General features: G+C 40.4%; 22 protein-coding genes and 2 pseudogenes. 8 read left to right on the forward strand and 16 right to left on the reverse strand.

Features of this window, described 5'->3' with window-relative positions; genetic code table 11:
- Window positions 1-172: 172 nt before the first annotated feature.
- Window positions 173-973, forward strand: coding sequence for a putative phage abortive infection protein (locus FTT71_RS03660; RefSeq protein WP_228278934.1), 801 nt, complete (start codon window positions 173-175; stop codon window positions 971-973).
- A gap of 186 nt (window positions 974-1159) precedes the next feature.
- Here the strand turns inward: FTT71_RS03660 and FTT71_RS03665 are convergent, their stop codons facing one another.
- Window positions 1160-1783: a LysE family translocator gene (locus FTT71_RS03665; RefSeq protein WP_180044327.1), complete on the reverse strand. Its 624-nt coding sequence runs from the start codon at window positions 1781-1783 to the stop codon at window positions 1160-1162.
- A gap of 357 nt (window positions 1784-2140) precedes the next feature.
- Between FTT71_RS03665 and FTT71_RS03670 the strand changes: the two genes are divergently transcribed.
- The 5 genes and pseudogenes from FTT71_RS03670 to FTT71_RS03690 all read left to right on the forward strand — a co-directional run bounded on the left by FTT71_RS03670 (window position 2141) and on the right by FTT71_RS03690 (window position 6662).
- Complete coding sequence (locus FTT71_RS03670) at window positions 2141-3763, forward strand: oleate hydratase (protein ID WP_087545413.1); 1623 nt, start codon at window positions 2141-2143, stop codon at window positions 3761-3763.
- Window positions 3764-3897: 134 nt separating this feature from the next.
- Window positions 3898-4275, forward strand: a pseudogene (locus tag FTT71_RS03675) (IS4 family transposase); the annotation flags it as partial.
- 6 nt (window positions 4276-4281) lie between these two features.
- A pseudogene (locus tag FTT71_RS03680) lies at window positions 4282-4472 on the forward strand (HlyD family secretion protein); the annotation flags it as partial.
- A gap of 67 nt (window positions 4473-4539) precedes the next feature.
- Window positions 4540-5412 carry a 1-aminocyclopropane-1-carboxylate deaminase/D-cysteine desulfhydrase gene (locus tag FTT71_RS03685; protein ID WP_167846176.1) on the forward strand — a complete coding sequence of 291 codons (873 nt, stop codon included), beginning with the start codon at window positions 4540-4542 and terminating at the stop codon, window positions 5410-5412.
- Between the two features lie 53 nt (window positions 5413-5465).
- Entirely contained in the window at window positions 5466-6662 is a 1197-nt protein-coding gene (locus tag FTT71_RS03690) for an NAD(P)/FAD-dependent oxidoreductase (protein WP_180160709.1), read from the forward strand.
- Between the two features lie 183 nt (window positions 6663-6845).
- On the opposite strand, the gene FTT71_RS03695 is transcribed toward FTT71_RS03690, so the two are convergent.
- From FTT71_RS03695 to FTT71_RS03710, 4 genes are all read right to left on the reverse strand, one after another.
- Entirely contained in the window at window positions 6846-7013 is a 168-nt protein-coding gene (locus FTT71_RS03695) for a hypothetical protein (RefSeq protein WP_179988590.1), read from the reverse strand.
- A gap of 169 nt (window positions 7014-7182) precedes the next feature.
- Window positions 7183-7353, reverse strand: a complete 171-nt coding sequence (locus tag FTT71_RS03700) for a hypothetical protein (RefSeq protein WP_004975491.1) — start codon at window positions 7351-7353, stop codon at window positions 7183-7185.
- A gap of 95 nt (window positions 7354-7448) precedes the next feature.
- On the reverse strand, window positions 7449-9173 hold the full coding sequence (locus FTT71_RS03705) for a mechanosensitive ion channel (RefSeq protein WP_180079849.1): 1725 nt from the start codon (window positions 9171-9173) through the stop codon (window positions 7449-7451).
- A gap of 254 nt (window positions 9174-9427) precedes the next feature.
- A complete protein-coding gene (locus tag FTT71_RS03710; protein ID WP_004975487.1) occupies window positions 9428-9706 on the reverse strand; it encodes a hypothetical protein in 279 nt (92 codons plus the stop codon).
- A 201-nt stretch (window positions 9707-9907) separates the two neighbouring features.
- On the opposite strand from FTT71_RS03710, the gene FTT71_RS03715 reads away from it, so the two are divergent.
- Window positions 9908-10330, forward strand: coding sequence for a hypothetical protein (locus FTT71_RS03715; RefSeq protein ID WP_004975486.1), 423 nt, complete (start codon window positions 9908-9910; stop codon window positions 10328-10330).
- A 138-nt stretch (window positions 10331-10468) separates the two neighbouring features.
- Here FTT71_RS03715 and FTT71_RS03720 read toward each other — a convergent pair whose 3' ends face one another.
- On the reverse strand, window positions 10469-11089 hold the full coding sequence (locus FTT71_RS03720) for a hypothetical protein (protein WP_180061258.1): 621 nt from the start codon (window positions 11087-11089) through the stop codon (window positions 10469-10471).
- Between the two features lie 58 nt (window positions 11090-11147).
- Window positions 11148-11909 (reverse strand): ferredoxin--NADP reductase, encoded by a 762-nt coding sequence (locus FTT71_RS03725; protein WP_179994130.1) that lies wholly within the window; start codon window positions 11907-11909, stop codon window positions 11148-11150.
- Between the two features lie 85 nt (window positions 11910-11994).
- Here FTT71_RS03725 and gigC point away from each other — a divergent pair, with 85 nt between their 5' ends.
- On the forward strand, window positions 11995-12876 hold the full coding sequence (gene gigC / locus FTT71_RS03730; RefSeq protein WP_004975482.1) for a LysR family transcriptional regulator GigC: 882 nt from the start codon (window positions 11995-11997) through the stop codon (window positions 12874-12876).
- Window positions 12877-12910: 34 nt separating this feature from the next.
- Here gigC and FTT71_RS03735 read toward each other — a convergent pair whose 3' ends face one another.
- The 9 genes from FTT71_RS03735 to nuoI all read right to left on the reverse strand — a co-directional run bounded on the left by FTT71_RS03735 (window position 12911) and on the right by nuoI (window position 21088).
- Window positions 12911-13492 carry a cold shock domain-containing protein gene (locus FTT71_RS03735; protein WP_096901807.1) on the reverse strand — a complete coding sequence of 194 codons (582 nt, stop codon included), beginning with the start codon at window positions 13490-13492 and terminating at the stop codon, window positions 12911-12913.
- Window positions 13493-13578: 86 nt separating this feature from the next.
- Window positions 13579-13872: a cold-shock protein gene (locus tag FTT71_RS03740; protein WP_004975478.1), complete on the reverse strand. Its 294-nt coding sequence runs from the start codon at window positions 13870-13872 to the stop codon at window positions 13579-13581.
- An 81-nt stretch (window positions 13873-13953) separates the two neighbouring features.
- Window positions 13954-14589 carry a uracil phosphoribosyltransferase gene (gene upp / locus FTT71_RS03745; protein WP_004975475.1) on the reverse strand — a complete coding sequence of 212 codons (636 nt, stop codon included), beginning with the start codon at window positions 14587-14589 and terminating at the stop codon, window positions 13954-13956.
- Window positions 14590-14715: 126 nt separating this feature from the next.
- Complete coding sequence (gene nuoN / locus FTT71_RS03750; RefSeq protein WP_180044322.1) at window positions 14716-16209, reverse strand: NADH-quinone oxidoreductase subunit NuoN; 1494 nt, start codon at window positions 16207-16209, stop codon at window positions 14716-14718.
- Window positions 16210-16212: 3 nt separating this feature from the next.
- On the reverse strand, window positions 16213-17826 hold the full coding sequence (gene nuoM, locus FTT71_RS03755; RefSeq protein ID WP_004975471.1) for an NADH-quinone oxidoreductase subunit M: 1614 nt from the start codon (window positions 17824-17826) through the stop codon (window positions 16213-16215).
- Window position 17827: 1 nt separating this feature from the next.
- The gene (gene nuoL, locus FTT71_RS03760) at window positions 17828-19723 is read right to left on the reverse strand and encodes an NADH-quinone oxidoreductase subunit L (RefSeq protein ID WP_096901802.1); all 1896 of its coding nucleotides are present in this window, start codon (window positions 19721-19723) and stop codon (window positions 17828-17830) included.
- A complete protein-coding gene (gene nuoK, locus FTT71_RS03765; protein ID WP_004975463.1) occupies window positions 19720-20028 on the reverse strand; it encodes an NADH-quinone oxidoreductase subunit NuoK in 309 nt (102 codons plus the stop codon). The genes nuoL and nuoK overlap by 4 nt, the downstream gene beginning before the upstream one ends.
- Window positions 20028-20546, reverse strand: coding sequence for an NADH-quinone oxidoreductase subunit J (nuoJ, locus tag FTT71_RS03770; RefSeq protein ID WP_171062597.1), 519 nt, complete (start codon window positions 20544-20546; stop codon window positions 20028-20030). The genes nuoK and nuoJ overlap by 1 nt, the downstream gene beginning before the upstream one ends.
- Window positions 20546-21088 carry an NADH-quinone oxidoreductase subunit NuoI gene (nuoI, locus tag FTT71_RS03775; protein WP_004975460.1) on the reverse strand — a complete coding sequence of 181 codons (543 nt, stop codon included), beginning with the start codon at window positions 21086-21088 and terminating at the stop codon, window positions 20546-20548. Before nuoI ends, nuoJ begins: the two co-directional genes overlap by 1 nt.
- Window positions 21089-21103 lie beyond the last annotated feature (15 nt).

The raw sequence follows: 21103 nt of genomic DNA on the forward strand, positions 1-21103 counted from the left end.
ACACTGATAAAAAGCCCTGCTATATTTTAGTGGGGTTTTTTTATAGTTATAAATAATGAATAGATGGATAAAGTTTTTTTGCTTAGTTCTACCAATAGTCTTGATAATTATTAGTTTGCTAGCTACCTATTTTATTTTTACCAACAAAGCTTTTCAAATTGGAGTAACCTCCTTGATTGATCCAAATTTAGGAGCTTCTTTAGGTAATTTGTATGGAGGAGTTATAGGTACTCTCTTAAGTGCATCAAGCATATTCCTCTTGATTTATACAATTATTAATCAAAAAGATGAAGCACAGAAAAATAATTTAAAGTCTAATTTTTTTAAAATGATTGATTATCACAACCAACATTTGATAAATATTTCTTTACCCAATACCAATCCGCAACACCCACCAAAAGAAGGGAAAAAGGCTTTTGTAACCTTCAAAATTCAGTTCAAACGAATTTTAGAAACGATTCAAGAAATTTCTGTACAAGAAAATCTCCAACTCAATAAATCACAAATATTAGATATCTCATACGTTATTTTTTACTTTGGTATAGAGGGAAGTTGGACGACATTTATAGTAAATAAACTATCAAGGTATAATGGATTTAATGAAGAATTAGTTATTAAAATTCAGAAAAGGTTAATGGAAAAGGATTTTAGAGGCTGCTTATTGAAAACCAATCAAACTCATTTAAGCTCTTATTTTAGAAATATGTATAATGCTATAAAAATAGTAGATGAATCAACAATCCTAAGTGATTTTGAAAAATACGAGTTAATAAAAATTTACCGTGCTCAACTTTCAAACCCTGAGCTTTATATCCTTTTTTTCAATGTTTTATCGCGTTTTGGAAAAAAATGGCTCCAAAATAATTTTATAAATAAATATGATTTTATTAAAAATATTCCATTTGAATATTGTGACGGATATGACCCTAAACATTACTTTCCATCTATCAAATTCGAAGAGGATGAATATTGATTTAAGTACTAACGCACAGAAAGGTGACATGGATGTAGCCTGTTCGTTAGGCACACGGACGTGCCCTCTAACGAACAAAGGATTTTTGTTACTTTTGATCCTTTAAAAGTAAGGCAAACATTTTAATTATTAGAATACCCTCATCCCAATCTTCTCCCAAAAGGCATAGGTATCTACACAAATAAATCACTTCATCCCAAAAATTAACTTTAATCCCAATACTGTCATGACCGCCCCTGCTGCACGGTCAAAAATAGCCTTAAACTTAATATAAGCCTGACGCGGTTTTTCTGCAGACAAAGCCACTGCAACCAATGAACACCAACCTGCATCAATAAAAAAACACAGAATTGGCAGCACCACATAAAAATAGTTCGGAATTTCTTTAGGCAACAAAGCCGTAAAAATACTCGCCAAGACAATTACAATTTTAGGGTTAGATAACTGCGTAATTAAACCTGTAGTAAACGCACGGCGCAGTGACATTTGCTGTCCATGTGCAAGATTGGTTTGAATAGGCGCTTTGGCATGCTTCACAATTTTATAAGCCAAAAACAACAAATATAAACCACCACAAATTTTAAGCAGAAAATATGCTGAAGGCACTGCCAATAAAATAGCCTGCAACCCCATCACCGCCAATAAACCAAAAATTGCGGCACCCGTACCCGTGCCTAAAGCCGTAAATAAACCATGCTTACGTGAAATGGCTATCGAATTTTTTGCCACATAAATAAAGGTAGGCCCAGGACTAATTGCCCCCAACATTAATGCCAAAGCAATAGAGCCTAAAATCAATAATGATTCCAAGATAGACCTCAAGATTAGAATAATTTTCAATTATTTATTTTACTTAAAAAACCATAATAGAAGATATAATTTTTTTGATTTATGTTTATAAATTTAAGGATTTTTCAAGCAATTTGATATTTATTAAAAAAACCAAAAATAGAGTAAAAACTCAATTTAATTTCAATATCAAACAGTTAAAACATAGCATATGAACAGTAAAATTTTATTGTGCATCCATTTTTTCTATTAAAGTTTTTTTCTGATAATAATTTATCATCGATTTTTAGCAGAACTTTCATATATTTTTAAAACATATAATCCCATAATAAAATTATGGCTTTAATTTTCTTTAGAACTACAACCGAGGCACATCAGATGCAAAATAAAAGACTGAAAACATTAGACCGCTCTAAATCACATCTTTGGATTGTAGGTGGAGGCATAGCTGGTATGGCTGCTGCTGCTTTTGCGATTCGTGACGCTAAAGTGCCAGCCGAACATATCCATATTTTAGAAGAATTGAATGTTTCTGGTGGTTCGATGGATGGTGGACATAATCCGCTTAATCCGAACCAAGCATGGGTCACACGTGGTGGACGTATGCTAACTGATGAGACTTATTTGTGTACTTGGGATTTATTTTCAAGCATCCCATCTTTAGAAAATCCAGACATTTCTGTTCGCGAAGAATGTCGTGAATTTAACGAACAAGTTAAAACCAATGCTCAAGCACGTTTGATCGACTCAAATCATATTATTGCAGAAGCTCAAAAATTGGGATTATCAACGCTCAACCGTGCTCAAATGTTACGTCTACTGGCATTAAAAGAAGATCGTATCGGTAGTCGCCGTATTGATGAATTTTTTGATGATGCATTTTTCCAAAGTAATTTTTGGCGGATGTGGCGAACCACGTTTGCCTTTCAAAAATGGCATAGCGCAGCGGAATTACGCCGTTATTTTCTACGTTTCATTCAAGAATTACCACGCATCCATACCTTAGCAGGTGTGAAACGAACTAAATACAATCAATATGATTCAATGATTCATCCTCTACAACGCTGGTTGGTGGAACAAGGCGTTGATGTTCGTTTCGGTAGTTATGTCACAGATGCAGACTTTGTCGAAGATGCCCAAACGAAGGAACGTAAGGCAACCCAACTTTATGTCAACATTCCAGAAGGCACTGAACAAATTCAACTGGGTGAGCATGATCTTGCGCTCTTTACTTTAGGTTCGATTACGGCTGATTCACGTTATGGCGATAAATTCGATGTTCCTGAGCTGATTCGTGATCGACAAGATCATGGCTGGCGTTTGTGGGAAACATTGGCTCAAAAAGCTCCTGATTTTGGTCGTCCAATGACCTTCTATGGCAACATTGATGAGCATAAATGGAAATCCTTTACGCTCACCATGCATGATGATGTGCTGCTAAAACGGATTATTGATTACACAGGAAATGAACCGGGTACAGGTGCACTCATGACTTGGTTTGAATCTGGTTGGCATCTATCTGTGGTCGTTCCAGCTCAACCGCATTTTGCTGACTTACCAGAAGGTAAATTCACCTTATGGGGTTATGGTTTTGAAATTGACCATATCGGCGATTACATTAAAAAACCGATGAGTGAAGCGACGGGTCAAGAAATTTTAATTGAGTTGATTCATCAACTTGGTTTCGATGACATTTTGGATCATGTGTTGGCACATACTGACATTACCACAGTAATGATGCCTTATGCCTCTGCCCTATTTGCATGTCGTAAAGCAGGTGATCGCCCATTGGTCATTCCAGAAAATGCAGTCAACTTTGCTTTCTTAGGTCAATTCGTAGAGCTTGAAGATGATGTGGTTTTCACTGTGGAATATTCCGTACGTTGTGCCATGATTGCCATTTATCAGCTCTTAGGTGTCGAACGTGAAATTCCAGAGATTTACAATGGTTTACTCGATCCTAAAGTTGGCTTAAATGCTTTGGAAGCAGTTTTTCATTAAATTTTAAAAAGCCATAGGGTAAATTGCTGCCCTATGGTTATTCAACTTATTTTGATAAAACGATCTTTGTACACGACAAAAAAGATAACTCATTGAAATAATGGCATAATACTTGTTTTCTGACGACGAATATGATCACACATTTCAATGAGTTACATCTCATATTAAACAAATATCTAAAGTGGAACAAGTCACATGTAAAATGTTTTACACTGATTATGCCTGCATTAATTGTAAAACAGACATGTAATCTTTCTTTTGTATCTAAAGCCTTACCCATCAAGTGCTTACCACAATCATTTTATCGACGTATACAACGCTTCTTTGCAGATCAGTATTTCGATTATCGTCAAATTTCTCAGTTAATTTTCAATATATTTTTATTCGATAAAGTCCAATTAACTTTGGATAGAACCAACTGGAAATGGGGAAAACGAGATATCAATATCTTGATGTTAGCCATCATCTATCGTGGAATAGCGATACCTATTGTTTGGACATTGCTCAATAAACCAGACCATGTGGAGCAGATTTCCACTGCTGCGGGCTCATAGTTCAGTGTACTCAAACCTGATAATGCCACAGGCAACTCTTTACCAAAGTGGTGCAACGTATTGCGGTACGCATCGCCATTGATCCAGAACAAAAAGGCATGGAAAACCTACGTCCTGGTATGTCGGTAATCACGTCGGTGGATACCGACTCATAAACCAACACTGACATTCTCAATCAAATACATTTACAATGTGGTCAAATTCATTTCTCGTTCGCAAAAAATGTTTGATCACATTGCTTTTCCTACCCCTTATCAAACATTAGAACTTCCCCAGCCTGTTCAACTGACCATCAAACGCCTTGATCAGATTCATCCCCAGATTTCGGGCAACAAGTTTTTTAAACTCAAATACAACCTCTTGGCAGCACAACAGCAAGGTTTTTCTCAAGTCCTCACTTTTGGCGGTGCATTTTCCAATCATATTGCAGCAACAGCTTTTGCAGCACAGCATTTTGGTTTTCAAAGTATCGGCATCATTCGTGGTCAGGAACTTGCGACCCAAGACTTAAATCCTACCCTACAAACAGCGCAAGATTTTGGCATGCAACTGCATTTTGTCAGCCGAGCCGAATATCGTCTGCGCCATGAAGTAGAATATTTACAACAACTTCAACAGCAATATCCTCAAGCCTTTATTATTCCAGAGGGTGGAAGCAATTCCCTTGCCATTCAAGGGACACAGGAAATCCTCTCCCCTGATGATTTAGAAAATTATGACGTAATTTGTTGTGCCGTGGGTACAGGTGGAACTCTTGCAGGCATCATTGAAAGCAGTTCAGATCACCAGCACATTTTAGGCTTTTCAGCCTTGAAAGGTGATTTTCTCAAACAGGACATTCAACAATGGACTGATAAAAGCAATTGGTCTTTAACCGATGCTTATTGTGGTGGCGGCTATGCCAAAACTACAGCTGAATTATTGAAATTTATTCAAAATTTTGAGCAAAAATATCAAATTCCACTCGAACACATTTATACAGGTAAAATGATGATGGGAATTCTTGATTTAATCCAGCACAATCATTTCCCTGCCCACACTCGAATCCTGGCCATTCATACAGGTGGGTTGCAAGGAAAGCTTAAAGCATATTAAAACCCCCACAAATCTTTTATAATTGCTCGCTTTTCGTCTACCGAGTAATACTCATGGTTCATCAGGTTGATGTTGTTGTTTTAGGTGCGGGTGCATCAGGCTTGATGTTGGCTGCAGAGGCTGGTAAACGTGGGCGTTCGGTTGTGGTACTGGAAAAAGCCAATAAAGTGGGAAAAAAAATTCTGATGTCTGGTGGTGGTAAATGTAATTTCACCAATTTAGAAGTCGAGCCAAACCATTATATTTCACATAATCCACATTTTGTCATTTCTGCTCTCACCCGTTATACCAACTGGGATTTTATTGGTTTGGTCTGCGAATACGGCATTGAATATGAAGAACGTAAACACGGACAATTATTCACCTTAAACGGCGCTAAAGAAATTTTAGCCATGCTCTTGGCCGAATGTGAAAAAACCAATCTGGTCAATATTCAAACTAATTGTGAAGTCAAAGCTGTGAATGCCCTAGATGATCAAGGTTTCCAAATTGCAACGACTTTAGGGTATTTCCAAGCAAGCGCTGTGGTTGTAGCCACAGGTGGTTTATCTATTCCAACTTTAGGTGGCTCTGGAATTGGCTATGAAATTGCTAAACAGTTTGGTCATCGTGTTTACCCGACCCGTGCAGGTTTAGTGCCTTTTACCTTCTCAGACAGCTTTAAAGAAGTCACTACACGTTTAAGCGGTAATGCGGTGGATGCGACTTTATCAAATTCATTAAATAGTTTTACCGAAGCATTGCTATTTACCCATCGTGGTTTGAGTGGGCCAAGCGCCTTACAGCTTTCTAATTATTGGGATGTCGGACAAAGTTTTAAAATTAACTTTTTGCCATACTTAGAACTCTATGACTTTTTTAAAAACAAAAAGCAAAGCAGTCCTAAAGTTTTACTACGCACCTTGCTCAGCGAGCATCTGCCAAAAAGTGTAGTGGCTGAATTACAGCAACTGATTTGGCCTGCACTCTCTGAAACGGCAATTGGCAATATCAGTGATGAAAAGCTAGAACAGATTGCAGCACGTTTAAATGCCTTTGAAGTCAAACCATCAGGCACAGAAGGTTATCGTACTGCCGAAGTCACTTTAGGCGGAATCGATACCCAAGAAGTTTCCTCTAAAACTATGGAAAGTAAAAAACAAAAAGGCTTGTATTTTGTTGGGGAAGTTTTAGATGTAACGGGACATTTGGGCGGCTATAATTTCCAATGGGCGTGGTCATCTGCACATGCAGCATCGGAGTATGTTTAAGTTTGCTTTTAGATGAAACATGCAAACAAATGAATGTGATAAAAATGATTCTAGTCTAAACAGAATAATATTGATCTTGCCGATCAAATTGCAAAATGACAAAAGCCAGTTTTTTCTAAACTGGCTTTTTCTTTAACACCGTCACGTACTATAAAGACTTAGCAATACGTGAATCCTGTTATTTTATTCTAAATAATCGGTACGAAATAATACCAATTGTGGCGTATTTGCCAAACGTGACTCAGTTTGCTGCATTTTAAGCACAGCATTTTGTTGATGCATAGGTAACGAATTTGCCACTTGAACTTTTAAACTGATACGTAATTTGTTTAGCATATTGATTTCTCTCATTATTGTCATCCTTGCGCGAATTTTAAGACTCAAATATTTCAGCTTGGTTAAAACCCAAGTTTTTTATTTTTCCCTTAAACCCTCATCAAGCTTTCCAAGTTATTGATCTGATTTATCCAAATCAGTCTTTGGCTCATTCCTGCCAAAGTTGATTAATTTTTAACATAATTTAAGAGCTTGGTCTATCCTCTTTTGGATGATTTTTCTCAACATTTTCAGTTGGTTTTGCGGTGGCTTCTGGCTTGGCAAAAACAAATTTATAGGCTGCAACAAAAAAGCCGATGGTGATGCCAGCAATCACGATTGGGGCAAAAAACTTATCGGGTGCTGATTTGGACATTATCGTTTCCTCTTTTTTAATGAATACCGAAAAGAAATCGACCAATACGGTGATTGGTCGATCATCTTAGCGATTCAAATCAAAATTTGAACAGGTTATTTCGGGTCATTTTTTGGATGTTCATCAACATCTGGTTCAGCCTCACCTGTCGAACCAAATGGGTTATTGACTGGTGGATGTTCAGGATCAACCTTTAACGTATCTGGCACAGCATGATCAGTTGCCGCTTCAGGTGTTGTAGTCACATCACTTACAGACGCTTGTGGCTGCTCAGTTACGATAGGCGTCATCACACTTGATGCTGACGACGTTGCCGTTTCTGTTTTGTGCAAAGGATTCGGTTGATTCGCCTCACATTTGGCTTTATCAATCAAATCAGTTAACACACGCTCTGCAGGTTGGCGACCACCTAAACCAAAGGCAAGTGCGAAAGCCACTGCAACAGAACCGAGAGTTAAACCAAAGGCCAAGTTCACAATCGAGTCGGCAATACCCATCGCGCGTAAGCCCATGGCTACCACCAAACCCATAATTAAAATACGGACTAAGTTTGCCAACCAACGTGAGCTGTTATATTCACCGCGCTGTACCACTTTGGCGACCAAATTCGCGAGCCAGAAACCCACCACCAAAATGACAGCACCCAACAGGATATCTGCACCAAACTGGATAAACATGGCAATCAAGCCGCTGACTTGATCAAAGCCCAAACGGTTCGCCGCTTCAGATACCGCAAATAGCATGGTAAAGAATACAATCAGATAACCGACTACACATGAAATTTTAGTCGTACCTAAAAAGCGCTGTAAGTCGAGTTTGGCAGGAATATCATCGACTCCTGTACCTGCAACCACTTCCACCACAATATTGGCTACAAAACGCGACACCACATAAGCCAAAATAAGAATCAGACCTGCCGCAATAATATGCGGGATCGCATTCATAATTTCATACAGCATGGCTGTCGCAGGCTGCGAAATGGCTTCAATTCCAAGTGCCTCAAAACCAATAATCAAGGCGGTGATGATCACCAAGGCGAAAACAAACGAACCGAGTAATTTAGGTAAATTTGAATTTTTAAAAATGCCAACTTTTTCAGCATGCTGTTGAATATTCAGGCTGCCTAATAAACCTTCGACAATGCCACGAACAATTTTTGCCAGAATGTATCCGACAAAAACAATCACGCCTGCAATGAAGATGTTCGGTAAATACAGCACAACTTCATTCACCATGTTTTGCACAGGGAACAACAGACCGTTTAAGCCTAAAATTGACAGCACAATTGGCAAGAACAGCAATAAAATCAGCCAATAAACAATTTCACTGATATTTTGACTTAAGCCACTCACACCCACATCGGCACTGAGTTTTTCATCCAACTGGGTACGTGCCAACAGTTTTTGCATCCCCACTTTGACCAGATTTGCCAAAATCCACCCAATAAAAGCAACGGCTACAGCAGCCAGTAAAGAAGGAATAAACAGTAAGAACTGCTGAATCATATTACTGAATGGCCCACTGACACTGGTCAGATTCAACACATTCAGCGCACCAATGACCGCAATAATTAAAATCACCCAAAACACGACCCGCGACACAATCACTTCAATATTTGAACGATGCCCCGTTGCATTTGATAATTTTTGATCGGTACCTAATTTTTGTAGAACCTTTTTAATTCCACCCGCAACCAATAATGCAATCACCCACCCGACAAGTAAAATTGCGACTGCAGCTAAAATGGGTTGAAATTGCTCCCAATAATACATGGCATCAAAACCTCTGCCATGTAGGTTCCCATTAAAATAATCATTCATCTTGTTTAATCCTCATGGTGATTAGCTTCATTTTTAGGTTTGCACCACGGCGCAAAACTGCTTTTTATCGATTCAAATTATTGAGTAAAGCTCTATTCACCATAGAATTTGCATATTTTTTATTCAACCTTAGGATGCAGAATCGCAACAATTCTACAAAGGAGGGACAATAAACCTTGCGAAAATCCACAAAAAAGCCCTGCATCTAGGCAAGGCTGAATTTGTAAATATGAATTTTTGACGCTTAGGCTAAGCTACCGATCTGTTGCTGTTGCAGTATTACTGTCCTCTGCACGTGCTTCATCTCCAGCTGTGCCCGTTGTCGTGCTATTTGGCGTTGCTTGTTGTACGGTTGGATTAGGATGTCCAGGAGGTGCTTCGCTCGGACTCGGATTGCGATCCGCCATCATGTAAATCAGCAATGCCAATAAAAAGATTCCCACCAGTAGAAGCATATAGACTGGAATACGTTTTTTTCGCTTAATGTCTTCAGCTGAGTTTACATGAGGTGGTTTATTGAAATCATGTGGCATGTTCCCCTCACTTATGTATTTATCTGATGAATTTTTATACTAACAAGCTCCTCACGCTTATTGTGTGACAATACATAGCAAGATGGTGAAAAGATGTAATATACCTCAAGTACCACCTATGTTGCCCAATATCGACAAAGCTGCCTCTCACGGGGAAATGCGCTATAATCACGTACCGTTTTTTTGTGTACTTTGAACTTTATGGCGTATCGTCAACAAAGTGTATCGCTTGATCTTGACACTGACGTCACTCATCAATGTGCCTTGCACTATACCCGTGATGGGCATCTCATTGGTATTATTGAATTTAGCAAGCCCAGCTATCTGCTCAAATGGGGCGATTTGGAATATTTCCGTCGTCGTACCGAAGAATTTTCGGTCATGCCATTTCCAGATTGTGTGAATGCCATGATCATTGATATTCGCAACATTGCTGCATTTCTGGATAATGAAGTGCCAATTTTACCGTGGCGCTTACTTGAAGAAGAATGTCCTGTGCGTTTGGTGGTTCCTCAAGAGCGCTTAGAGCATTATGCAGGTTTTTTTGAACCGACTTGGCTAAGTAGCGATGTCGATAGCGCGATTCAGGAAATCCGCGAATATATGGATATGTTTGTGCACTAATTTCTTTGAAGAGTCACTTTCAAGCATTGCGTTCAAAAGTTGCTTTCAAAATTGAATCGCACCAAGCAAAAACCTCATCTGCAGCGTTGTAGATGAGGTTTTTATATGAATGGTGAAGATCACCTCAACAACCAATTTTTAGCGAATTGTGAAAATACATTTATTTTCAAAACTCGATTTAGGCAGCCACAAAACCTGCTTAAAACGCACCTGATCTATGCCAAAACTTCGCATTTTCTTAGATGTATAGCGCCAACCGACACAGTCTTGATATTTTTCATATTCAGGAGTCTGCCCTGCAATGGTTGAGCTTTGCTGAACTTTAATTTTCTGAAAAAAAGCGGTTTCCTTTGCACGGATTGGGCCAATATATTCATTATACATTTGTTCCATTTCGGCACTTTCAAATTGCATTTTTTGCAAACTGCCACCATGCCAACCCAACTGACTACGCAAGTTTAAATATTTTACTTTGCCCGCAGGAAACACATAATTGGCACAAGAAGAAAAGCAATACTGCGCAACTTCTACATTAAGTTGATGGTCAAAGACCAAATTGCCCAAATCAATACCTAAGCCGATCTCGCCACCCCGACTGTTGATTTTTAAGGTATCAATTTTATCTGACTGTTTAAGTAATTCCGCTGCACGTGCGTTGGCTTCAGGGCTAAGTGGCCCATCATAAATGAGTACGTGATCTTGCACAGCAACCTGAGTTTCCACCGTTTCAGCCTGTACGGTTTGTGCGACTATAAACATCAGCCCTGCGCTGGCTATATATTTGAACAGTTGATATTTGAATAGTTGTATCACATCCTCACCAATAATTTTCAACTGCAATATTACCTTCCCCGCGGCGATTCATGGTTAAACCACGTGCTTTTAAGGCTTCTTTGGTATCATCAACCATGGCAGGGTTACCGCATAACATCACATGGCTAGTTTCAGGGTTGAGTACACTGCCTGCAGCCTGTTCCAGTTCGCCATTCGCAATTAATACAGGCAAACGATCATGCAAAGCAGCTTGAGGGTCGCGAGTGATAATTGGGATAAACTCAAAGCCTGTATGCCCTTCGCCAAAAGTTTCGGCAATTTCGTGAATTTTATCGACATAAGCTAATTCGGCTTCGGTGCGCACACTATAAACCAAATAGATATATTGATATTTTGTCCACGTTTCAAAATCTTGCAGCATGGATAAAAACGGTGCAAGACCTGTACCTGTGGCCAACAACCATAAATCGTGTGGCGCAGGCAACTGATAACGCGCCAAGGTCAAAAAACCATAAGGGATTTTTTCCAAGTACAGCTCATCCCCCACTTGAAGGTGCTGCAAGTTAGAAGTAAATGCACCATCTGGCACGACAATCGAGAAAAACTCTAAAGTTTCATCAAAGGGTGATGACACCACCGAATAAGCACGTACTACCAATTCATCGCCCACTTTTAACCCGATACGTGCAAACTGCCCTGCGGTAAATTTAAAATGCGCAGGTCGGGTCATGGTGAAGCTAAACAAGGTGTTGGTCCAACGATGAACCGAAAGCACTTTTTCTAAAGTAAATTTTTCAATTGACATGATTTGAGCGTGGCATGAAAGACTGTGCTCATGTTAGCATGTCGGGGTAATTTATGAATATTTTTTAAATGTTAAGGCTTGATTCATGCGCATGACTTTACGCCAGTTGGCGGTTTTTGTAGCAGTTGCCCAAGAAGGGACAGTAACCAAAGCCAGTGATGCCGTTAAACTCACCCAAAGTGCTGCAAGCATGGCCTTAGCAGATTTGGAAGATGGCTTAGGCGCTCCACTGTTTGACCGTTTGGGTAAGCGCCTACAGCTGAACGATTTAGGTCGTTTTTTATTGCCACAAGCCTTAGAAATTTTGGGTCGTTGTGAAGCATTTGAGCAAGCCGCTAAAGGCGAGCTACAAAGTATTGATTTGCGTTTAGGTGCAACTCTTACCATTAGTGACTATTTGATGCCTGATTTAATGGCAGACTTTTTGCAAATTCAGCCGCAGGCGCATTTACAGTTACAAGTGGGCAATACCCGCCAAATGATTGAAGCTGTAAACCAATTTCAGCTAGATTTAGCACTGATTGAAGGTTCTTGTCACTTACCCCAACTCCAATGTATTCATTGGCGTGATGATGAACTTGCAGTGTGCTGTGCGCCAAGTCATCCTCTAGCGCAGTTAAACCGTGCTTTAAGCATTGCAGATTTTGAAGATGCCGAGTGGATTTTACGTGAAGAAGGTTCAGGTACCCGTGAAGTGTTTGACAATGCAATTTTAAAAGACCTGCCTGATGCCAATATTCGTTTAACTTTGGGTCATAACGAAGCGATTTTAAAAATTGTCGCAGGTGGGATTGGTATGTCGTGTATTTCACGATTGGCGATTGAACCTTTACTAGAAAAAGGTCAATTGGTGATTTTAGATACACCTTTCTGGCAACTGACGCGCCCGTTATTCATGTTGGTGCATCGTCAGAAATACCAAGGGCCTGGCTTAAAGGCATTTATGAAGTTTTGCGACGCGAAATAGTTTATAAAAGAGTACCGATGATGGTACTCTTTTTTTAGCGATTAAACTGACTCTCACACGGTATGCCGTCACCATCACCGTCCATTTTAGTATTTGGACAATTTCGTATAAAGAATAATGCTTCTTCGTAAGACGTCATTTGACTACAGTGCTCACGCCCATCACAAGTAAAGTTCTGTTCAACAACAGGAACTTCTACTACTTTTTGTACTGATAAAGCTTCAGGCTGACTATTTTGCCAAGCTTGGTACTTATTAAATACTGCATAAGCCAAGCCGAATATAATCAATATACCAATATAAGTAACAAAATTGGATGAGTTATTTTCAGACTTCTGCTGTCTTTTATGATTCTGCTTTGTCGTATGAATTGCCCTTGATTGAGGTGTATGCCTTTCGACTGCAACCTTAATATCTAGACGGACAATATTATCTGCTTTGAACTTGCCATTTTCTTCTACTTTACGAAATTTTAGATTTTCTCCCACTTTTAGTGGAATATTTTTATTGGGAAAATCTTTAATATGAAAAAATAAATCTTTAGGCTCTCCTTCTATTTGAATAAAACCAAAGCCTCGTTCTTCGTTATAAGTTTTTATTTTCCCTTCTAAAAACATAAATTACTCTTTTCACGTTAATTTTTGATTATTGTACAAAAAAAGAGGCGAAAATGCCTCTTTTCTGTACATGAAAACATTTAAAACTAACGCTTTAAGTTTGATAACAATGCAGACGTAATCGACGTATTCGCAGCAACCGCTTTGGCTTTTTTTGCTTTTTTGGATTTATCTTCTACAGGTTCAATATTAATGGCTTTATAACGATCACCATTTTGAACCACATTAAATTTAACGCGATCATTGCGCTTTGGCTCGCCTTCAGCCGCAGGAAAATCCGAGATATGGAAAAACACTTCACCTTCAGGTGCGGCAATAAATCCATAGCCTTTTTCGGCATTATATTGTTTGATTTTCCCTTGATATTGTTCAGATTTCATGGCTTAACCTTTTACGAGCTGCACTTTATATGAGTATATAAAAAAGAGGCAGTTAATGCCTCTTTTTCACCGACATTCGGCTTAATCTTTTTGCACTGAACCAAAAATTTTATCGCCTGCATCACCCAAGCCAGGCACAATATAACCATCTTGGTTTAAACCTTCATCTACCGATGCAGTAAAGATCACCACATCTGGATGCGCGGCTTCTACACGTTGAATGCCTTCTGGCGCTGCAACCAAAACCATCACACGAATGTCTTTACAACCACTGGCTTTGAGCAAATCAATCGCTGCCACTAAAGATGAACCTGTGGCAAGCATAGGGTCAATAATCATCGCAATACGGTTTTGTACATCTGGTACTAATTTTTTGTAGTACGTACGCGCTTCTAAAGTTTCTTCATCACGTTCCAAGCCAAGTACAGACACTTTGGCACTTGGAATCAAGTTTAAGAAACCATCTAACATGCCAATACCTGCACGTAAAATAGGCACAACCGTAATTTTTTTACCCGCAATACGGTCTACAGTGACTGCACCATTCCAACCCGCAATTTCGTGCTCGACCATAGGCAAATCTTTGGTCGCTTCATAAGTCAGCAACATGGTGACTTCTTGTGCCAATTCACGGAAGTTTTTGGTACTGATATCAGCACGACGTAATAGCCCTAATTTATGACGAATAAGCGGATGTCGGATTTCATGAATAGCCACGGGAGAACACCTAAAAGGAAAGAAAAGCAAATATCATTTTATTATATGCTGTTTTTATTGTGTATATAAACCAAAAAGCCCTCAATTTATGAAGGCTTTTTGACTGAAAGTTAAACTTCTTTCAAATTATTGCTGTGACAGCATGAAATGGATTGGTGACAAAATTTCAGCTTCAAGTGCAATTTTGATAATTGGGTCTGGATAAACACCAATCACCAATACCGCTAAAGCTGCAGCCAATACCATAATACCGCCCACTTTTTGACCCCAATGATCAACAGCGTCCATTTTTGGTTCATCTGGCGGTGTCATATACATCACCACCATAACGCGCAAGTAGTAGTACAAACCAATACCTGAACCTACGATGATCATCGCAGCTAAGAACCAGTGCTGAGTCGTTACCGCAGCCATCACCACCAAGAACTTACCAATGAAGCCTGCAGTTAATGGAATACCTGCAAGAGAAAGCATCATCACGGTTAATACAGCAGTCAATACTGGACGACGCCAGAACAAACCACGGTAGTCAGCCAAACTTTCAGCTTCTGCTACGTTGTTGTATGGGCTAGACATTAATGCCACTGCACCAAACGCGCCAATAGTCGTCAAGACATAGGTAATCACATAAACGCTGACATTACCCAAGCTTGCATAAGTCATGCTGATCAAACCAATCAACAAATAACCAAAGTGTGCAATTGATGAGTAAGCCAAAATACGTTTCAAGTTCACTTGACGTACAGCAAGGAAGTTACCCACCAAAATTGAAAGCACGGCAATAATGGTCATGATAGTTACAATCGAGTCGATCAGGATTGCCCCTGAACCCAAAATGTAACGCACGAACAAACCAATGGTTGCTACTTTCGCTGCAGTCGCAAGGAAGGTTGCGATTGGTGCAGGCGCACCGTCATAAACGTCTGGTGTCCATTTGTGGAATGGCGCCAAAGACAGTTTAAATGCCACAGCAAAGACAATTAAGCCTAAACCTAAAATTACCAAAGGTTGCTGGATGTTTTGCATTAATGCTTGAACAGAGTCATAGAACGACAATGAACCTGTGTACGCATAAATGTACGCCATACCCATAAGCAACATTGCTGATGCAGTTGCAGACAATACTAAGTACTTCACACCCGCTTCTAAAGATTTAGAACGCTGGTGGGTATATGCCAATAAGCCATAAACAGGAATTGACATTAACTCAAGGCTAATGAAGAACGATGCATAGTGCGAACTTGACACCATCAACATAGCACCCGCTACAGAACATAACATCAAGATGTAAAGTTCTTCGCGGTTGTCTTTATAGGTCTCAATATAAGCATGAGACAAAGTAGAACATGCCAATGCTGCGATCAGAATCACCAGTTGATATAACAAGGTGAACGGATCAATCATAAACATGCCCATCACGCTGGCAGGAGCAAAGTTCCCACCAAACATCATGAGTAAAAGGTAAGCCGCAGCGAGGTTCAAGCCCACCACTGATGCTGTAGCAATTAAGTTATGGTTACGCTTAATTGCAGTAAGGATCATCACGACAATCGCAGTTAAAGCCACGATCATCACAGGAGCTAAAGGCATAAGCTCAGAAAATGACATTGTGAAGTTCATGGCTTATTGGATCTCCACATTTTCGAGTTGAGCTGTTACTTCTTGCGTAACTTCAACTACTTCTTGAACTGGGATGTAGCTATTTGCTAACCACGCCATACTTGAATTTGAAATATCAAGGAAGGTTTGTGGATACAGACCAAGCCATACTAGACCCAGCGCACAAATTGAAAGAATCACAACTTCACGTGCATTTAAATCTTTTAACGGATTTGCATAGTGCTGTTTTTGCTCTTCATTTGGTACACCAAACAAAGCTTTGTGAATCAGGATTAAACCGTAAACACCTGCAAAAACTAAGCTGATTGCCGCAATAATTGTGAAGGCTGGGAACTGTTCAAATGAACCCATTAAAATCAGGAATTCACCAATAAAGTTACCTAAACCAGGAATACCGACTAACGCAGCCACAAAGAACATGAGGAAGAATGAAAGGTATTGGAATTGACCACGAATACCGCCCATTAAACGCATGTCACGTGTATGTACGCGCTCGTAAATTTGACCACACATAATGAACAATGCAGCAGATGACAAGCCATGTGCCAACATCATGATCATTAAGCCTTGGTAAGTCAGGATATTACCTGCATAAATTGCAAGTAATACGAAGCCCATGTGCGAAATTGAGGTATAGGCAAGTAAACGCTTCATATCGGTTTGCTGGAAAGCACACCACGCGCCGTAGAACACACCAATTAAACCCAAAATAATGGCGATGTCTGCAAACTGAGCAGAAGCCGCTGGGAAGAATGGAATCACGAAACGTAATAAACCGTATGCCGCAGTTTTAATCAAAATACCTGCAAGGTCGACAGAACCCGCTGTAGGCGCTTGTGCGTGTGCATCTGGTAACCAACCATGTAATGGGAAAACTGGAAGTTTTACCGCAAAACCGATGAATAAACAGATCATGAAGGCATAAGCGACTGCTGGTAATTGTGCGTCAAGTGTATTCGCTACAGCCAATAAATAGTTGTAGTTGAATGAAATTGTACCTGACATCATGTATCCGTAGATCACTAGACCTAAGATACCAATCAACATGATTAAACCAGCAACTTGCGTGTAGATAAAGAATTTGGTTGCAGCGTAAACACGTGAACGACCGTTTGAACCTTTATGACCCCATAACGCAATCAGGAAGTAGATTGGTACAAGCATCATCTCCCAGAAGAAGAAGAACAGGAACAAGTCAATCGCAAGGAATACACCAATTACCCCTCCCAAAGACCATAAAAGGTTAAGATGGAAGAAACCGACGTTCTTTTGAATTTCACCAAATGAACAGCCTACCGCTAAAATACCTAGTAATGCTGTTAAGCCCACCATGAGTAAAGATAAGCCATCCACCGCTAAGTGAATGTTGATGCCTAGGGTTTGAATCCAAGGCAACATAAATTCAGCCGACCAAGTTGGAACTTGAGCGCCTAATTCATAGTTATAGCTAGCACCTTGCCACAATGCGACAGTTAAGCCCAAAGTAACAAGCATGCCCACTAAAGCAATGTAACGCGGTAATTTATCGTCGAGTTTATCGACCAACCAGCAAATAAAACCTGCAATGAACGGAACAAGGATCAGCGCGGGTAGAATTAAATTGTTTGGAGTATCCATCTTATTTCCCCACGACCTGAATCACGATCAAGATCATTAGTAAGACCACTACACCAAGTGCCATACTTGATGCGTACTCACGCAATGAACCTGTTTGACGTGAACTTGTGAAGCTATGACCACCTTTCACCAGTGCAGGCAGTACCAACCACATACCATCAACTGGATCACGACCTAATAGTTTGGCAATCAGCAAGAATGGTTTTACAAATACGATGTCATACAACGCATCGAAACCAAGTGCATTACGGCAAATGTTGGCAAGACCCGCACCCAATGAAGTTTGCGCGAAACCTTTTACAGCGTTGTAAGCAAAGGCAAATAACACCACGCCTACAGCTAAACCAGCCAAAGCCACACCAATTGCAACATACTCTGCACCATGTGCACCTGCTTCTAATGCTTCAGGAATCACAAATGCTGGGATTTTTGCAGCATCAAGAATGCTCATCACAGGTGCTTTTAATACAATCGCTAAACCAGTTGAAAGTACTGCAAGCACTGCCAATGGGAACCAGTAAGTTGCGCCTTTGATCTCGTGATACGGTGTGTTTTCTTTACCAAAGAATACAACCCAAATTAAGCGGAATGTATAAATTGACGTTAAGAATGCACCTGCTACACCCACCCAATATAAGGTGTTATATAGCGGAATACCTGCGATATGACTTTGCGTCCAAACTGCTGCCAAAATAGCGTCTTTTGAGAAGAAACCAATGGTCAAGAATGGAATCGCTGCCAATGCACCGCCACCAATTGCGAAACATGCAAATAGGAATTTGTTCTTGTAGAACAAGCCACCCATTTTGAAAATGTTTTGTTCGTGATGGTAAGCCAAAATCACCGCACCAGAAGACAAGAATAATAATGCCTTGAAGAATGCGTGAGTTAACATGTGGAATAGACCCGCTTGGTATGCTTCTGCACCAACTGCCATAAACATATAACCCAGCTGACTCATAGTTGAGTAAGCCAAAATACGTTTGATGTCGGTTTGAACCAATGCTGCAAAACCAGCAACTAGCAAGGTCACAGCACCTGTAATTGAAATGAATAACATCACTTCAGGTGCAAGTTCAAATACGCTGAACATACGGCAGCATAAGTAAACACCCGCAGTTACCATGGTTGCAGCGTGGATTAATGCAGATACAGGTGTAGGACCTGCCATCGCATCGGCTAACCAAGTTTGCAACGGAATTTGTGCAGATTTACCCGCAGCACCCAAGAACAACATTAACGCTGTCCAAATGGTGATCGACGAGCTTTGAGTCATTACATTGGCTGCATTTTCTACGATGTATTGTGTGTTCAACGTACCAAATTGTTGATACAACAAGAACAACGCGATCAGTAGGAAAACGTCACCCACACGTGTTACGGTAAATGCTTTGATTGCTGCAAAACCGTTTGCAGGGTTTTGGTAGTAATAACCAATCAGCAAGTAAGAGCACAAACCTACACCTTCCCAACCTAGGAACAATAACGCCAAGTTATCGCCAAGTACCAACAACAACATGCTCGCAACGAACAAGTTGAAGTAAGAGAAGAAACGTGCAAAGTCTTCTTCACCACGCATATACCATGATGCAAAGATGTGAATTAAGAAACCCACGCCTGTAATCATGCCCAGCATGAGCAAAGATAAACCGTCTAAGTGCAAGCTAAACGCAGGTGCAAAACCACCCACATTGAACCAAGTCCATAAATGTTGAGTCGTTGCAACCGAACCGTTGTTCACAAAGTCCATGCCTGCAATTAGCGCAAATAATGCAGACAGACCCACTGAACCTACGCCAATAATCGCAGCAACTTTTTCAGGTAAGTTGTTACGCCCTGCCGCTAAAAGGATAAAACCAATGAGCGGAAACAATACTGTTAGATATAAATAACTCATCCGCGCATCTCACTAGCAGCATCCACATCCAAATGATGGAAGCGATGATAGAACTGAAGGACGATCGCAAGACCGATACACGCCTCTGCCGCAGCAAGTGTCAAGATCAGGATAAACATGATCTGACCATCTGGTTGTACCCATGCACTACCAGCCAAGACAAACGCCAATGCCGCAGCGTTCATCATGATTTCAAGGCCCATTAAAATAAATAGTAGGTTGCGTCGCACCATCACACCGTAAAAACCGAGTGCAAAAAGAATGGTCGCGACAATCAAACCATGTTCTAAAGGGATGTTGCCCATTATTCTTTTTCCTCTTCTGCACTTGGTTCACGTTTACCGATGTGGAAGCCTGCAACCAAAGCTGCAAGTAATAACATTGCGGCAACTTCAACCAACAATAAGTACTGAGTAAAGAGTGCTTGACCCACTGCTTTTGGACCCACCATTTCGGTGCCCATAAGCGCGCTTGGTGCAGTGTAGTCTGAGCTTAATGACCACACTAAAACCAAACCAATTAGGAAGCTCATCAAAGCTGGGTATGCCCAAGTTGATGAAGTCAACCATTTACGCTCTTGCTCAACAGTTTGCTGACCAAGGTTGAGCATCATCACCACGAATACGAACAAGACCATGATCGCACCCGCATAAACAATGATTTCCAAGGCACCAGCAAATGGTGCACCCACGATCATGAACATGCCTGCAACCGCAAGTAATGACACGATCAAGCTTAATAAAGCATGTACTGGGTTCGCGTTAGTCACTACACGAACCGTAGAAACAATGGCCACGAGTGCCATCAAGTAAAACGGCCACATCATGGTAATAGACTCCGTACATCAATAGGTGCGCTTTCACGTTGCGCTTGACCTTTGTCTTTACCTGTAACAGCCATACCCGTTACACGGTAGAAGTTGTAGTCAGGATATTTACCAGGACCTGAAATGAGTAAGTGTTCTTTCTCATACACCAAGTCTTGACGCACATATTCACCTAACTCGAAGTCAGGTGTTAACTGAATTGCAGTCGTTGGGCATGCTTCTTCACACATACCGCAGAAAATACAGCGTGAGAAGTTGATACGGAAAAACTCTGGGTACCAACGACCATCTTCCTGTTCTGCTTTTTGCAGTGAAATACAACCAACTGGACAGGCAACTGCACAGAGGTTACATGCTACACAACGCTCTTCGCCATCTGGATCGCGTGTTAACACAATACGACCACGGAAGCGTGGAGGTACAATTTCTTCGGCTGGCACTTCCGGATACAAAATGGTGTCACGTTTACGTGTCACGTGTGAGAAAACCATCCACAGTGAACGTACAATTGACCCAAACCCAGCTAGAAACTTAAACATATTGTTCTCCCTGCT

The organism is Acinetobacter sp. YH01004, from assembly GCF_013420455.1.
In the GTDB taxonomy this organism is placed as follows: domain Bacteria; phylum Pseudomonadota; class Gammaproteobacteria; order Pseudomonadales; family Moraxellaceae; genus Acinetobacter; species Acinetobacter towneri.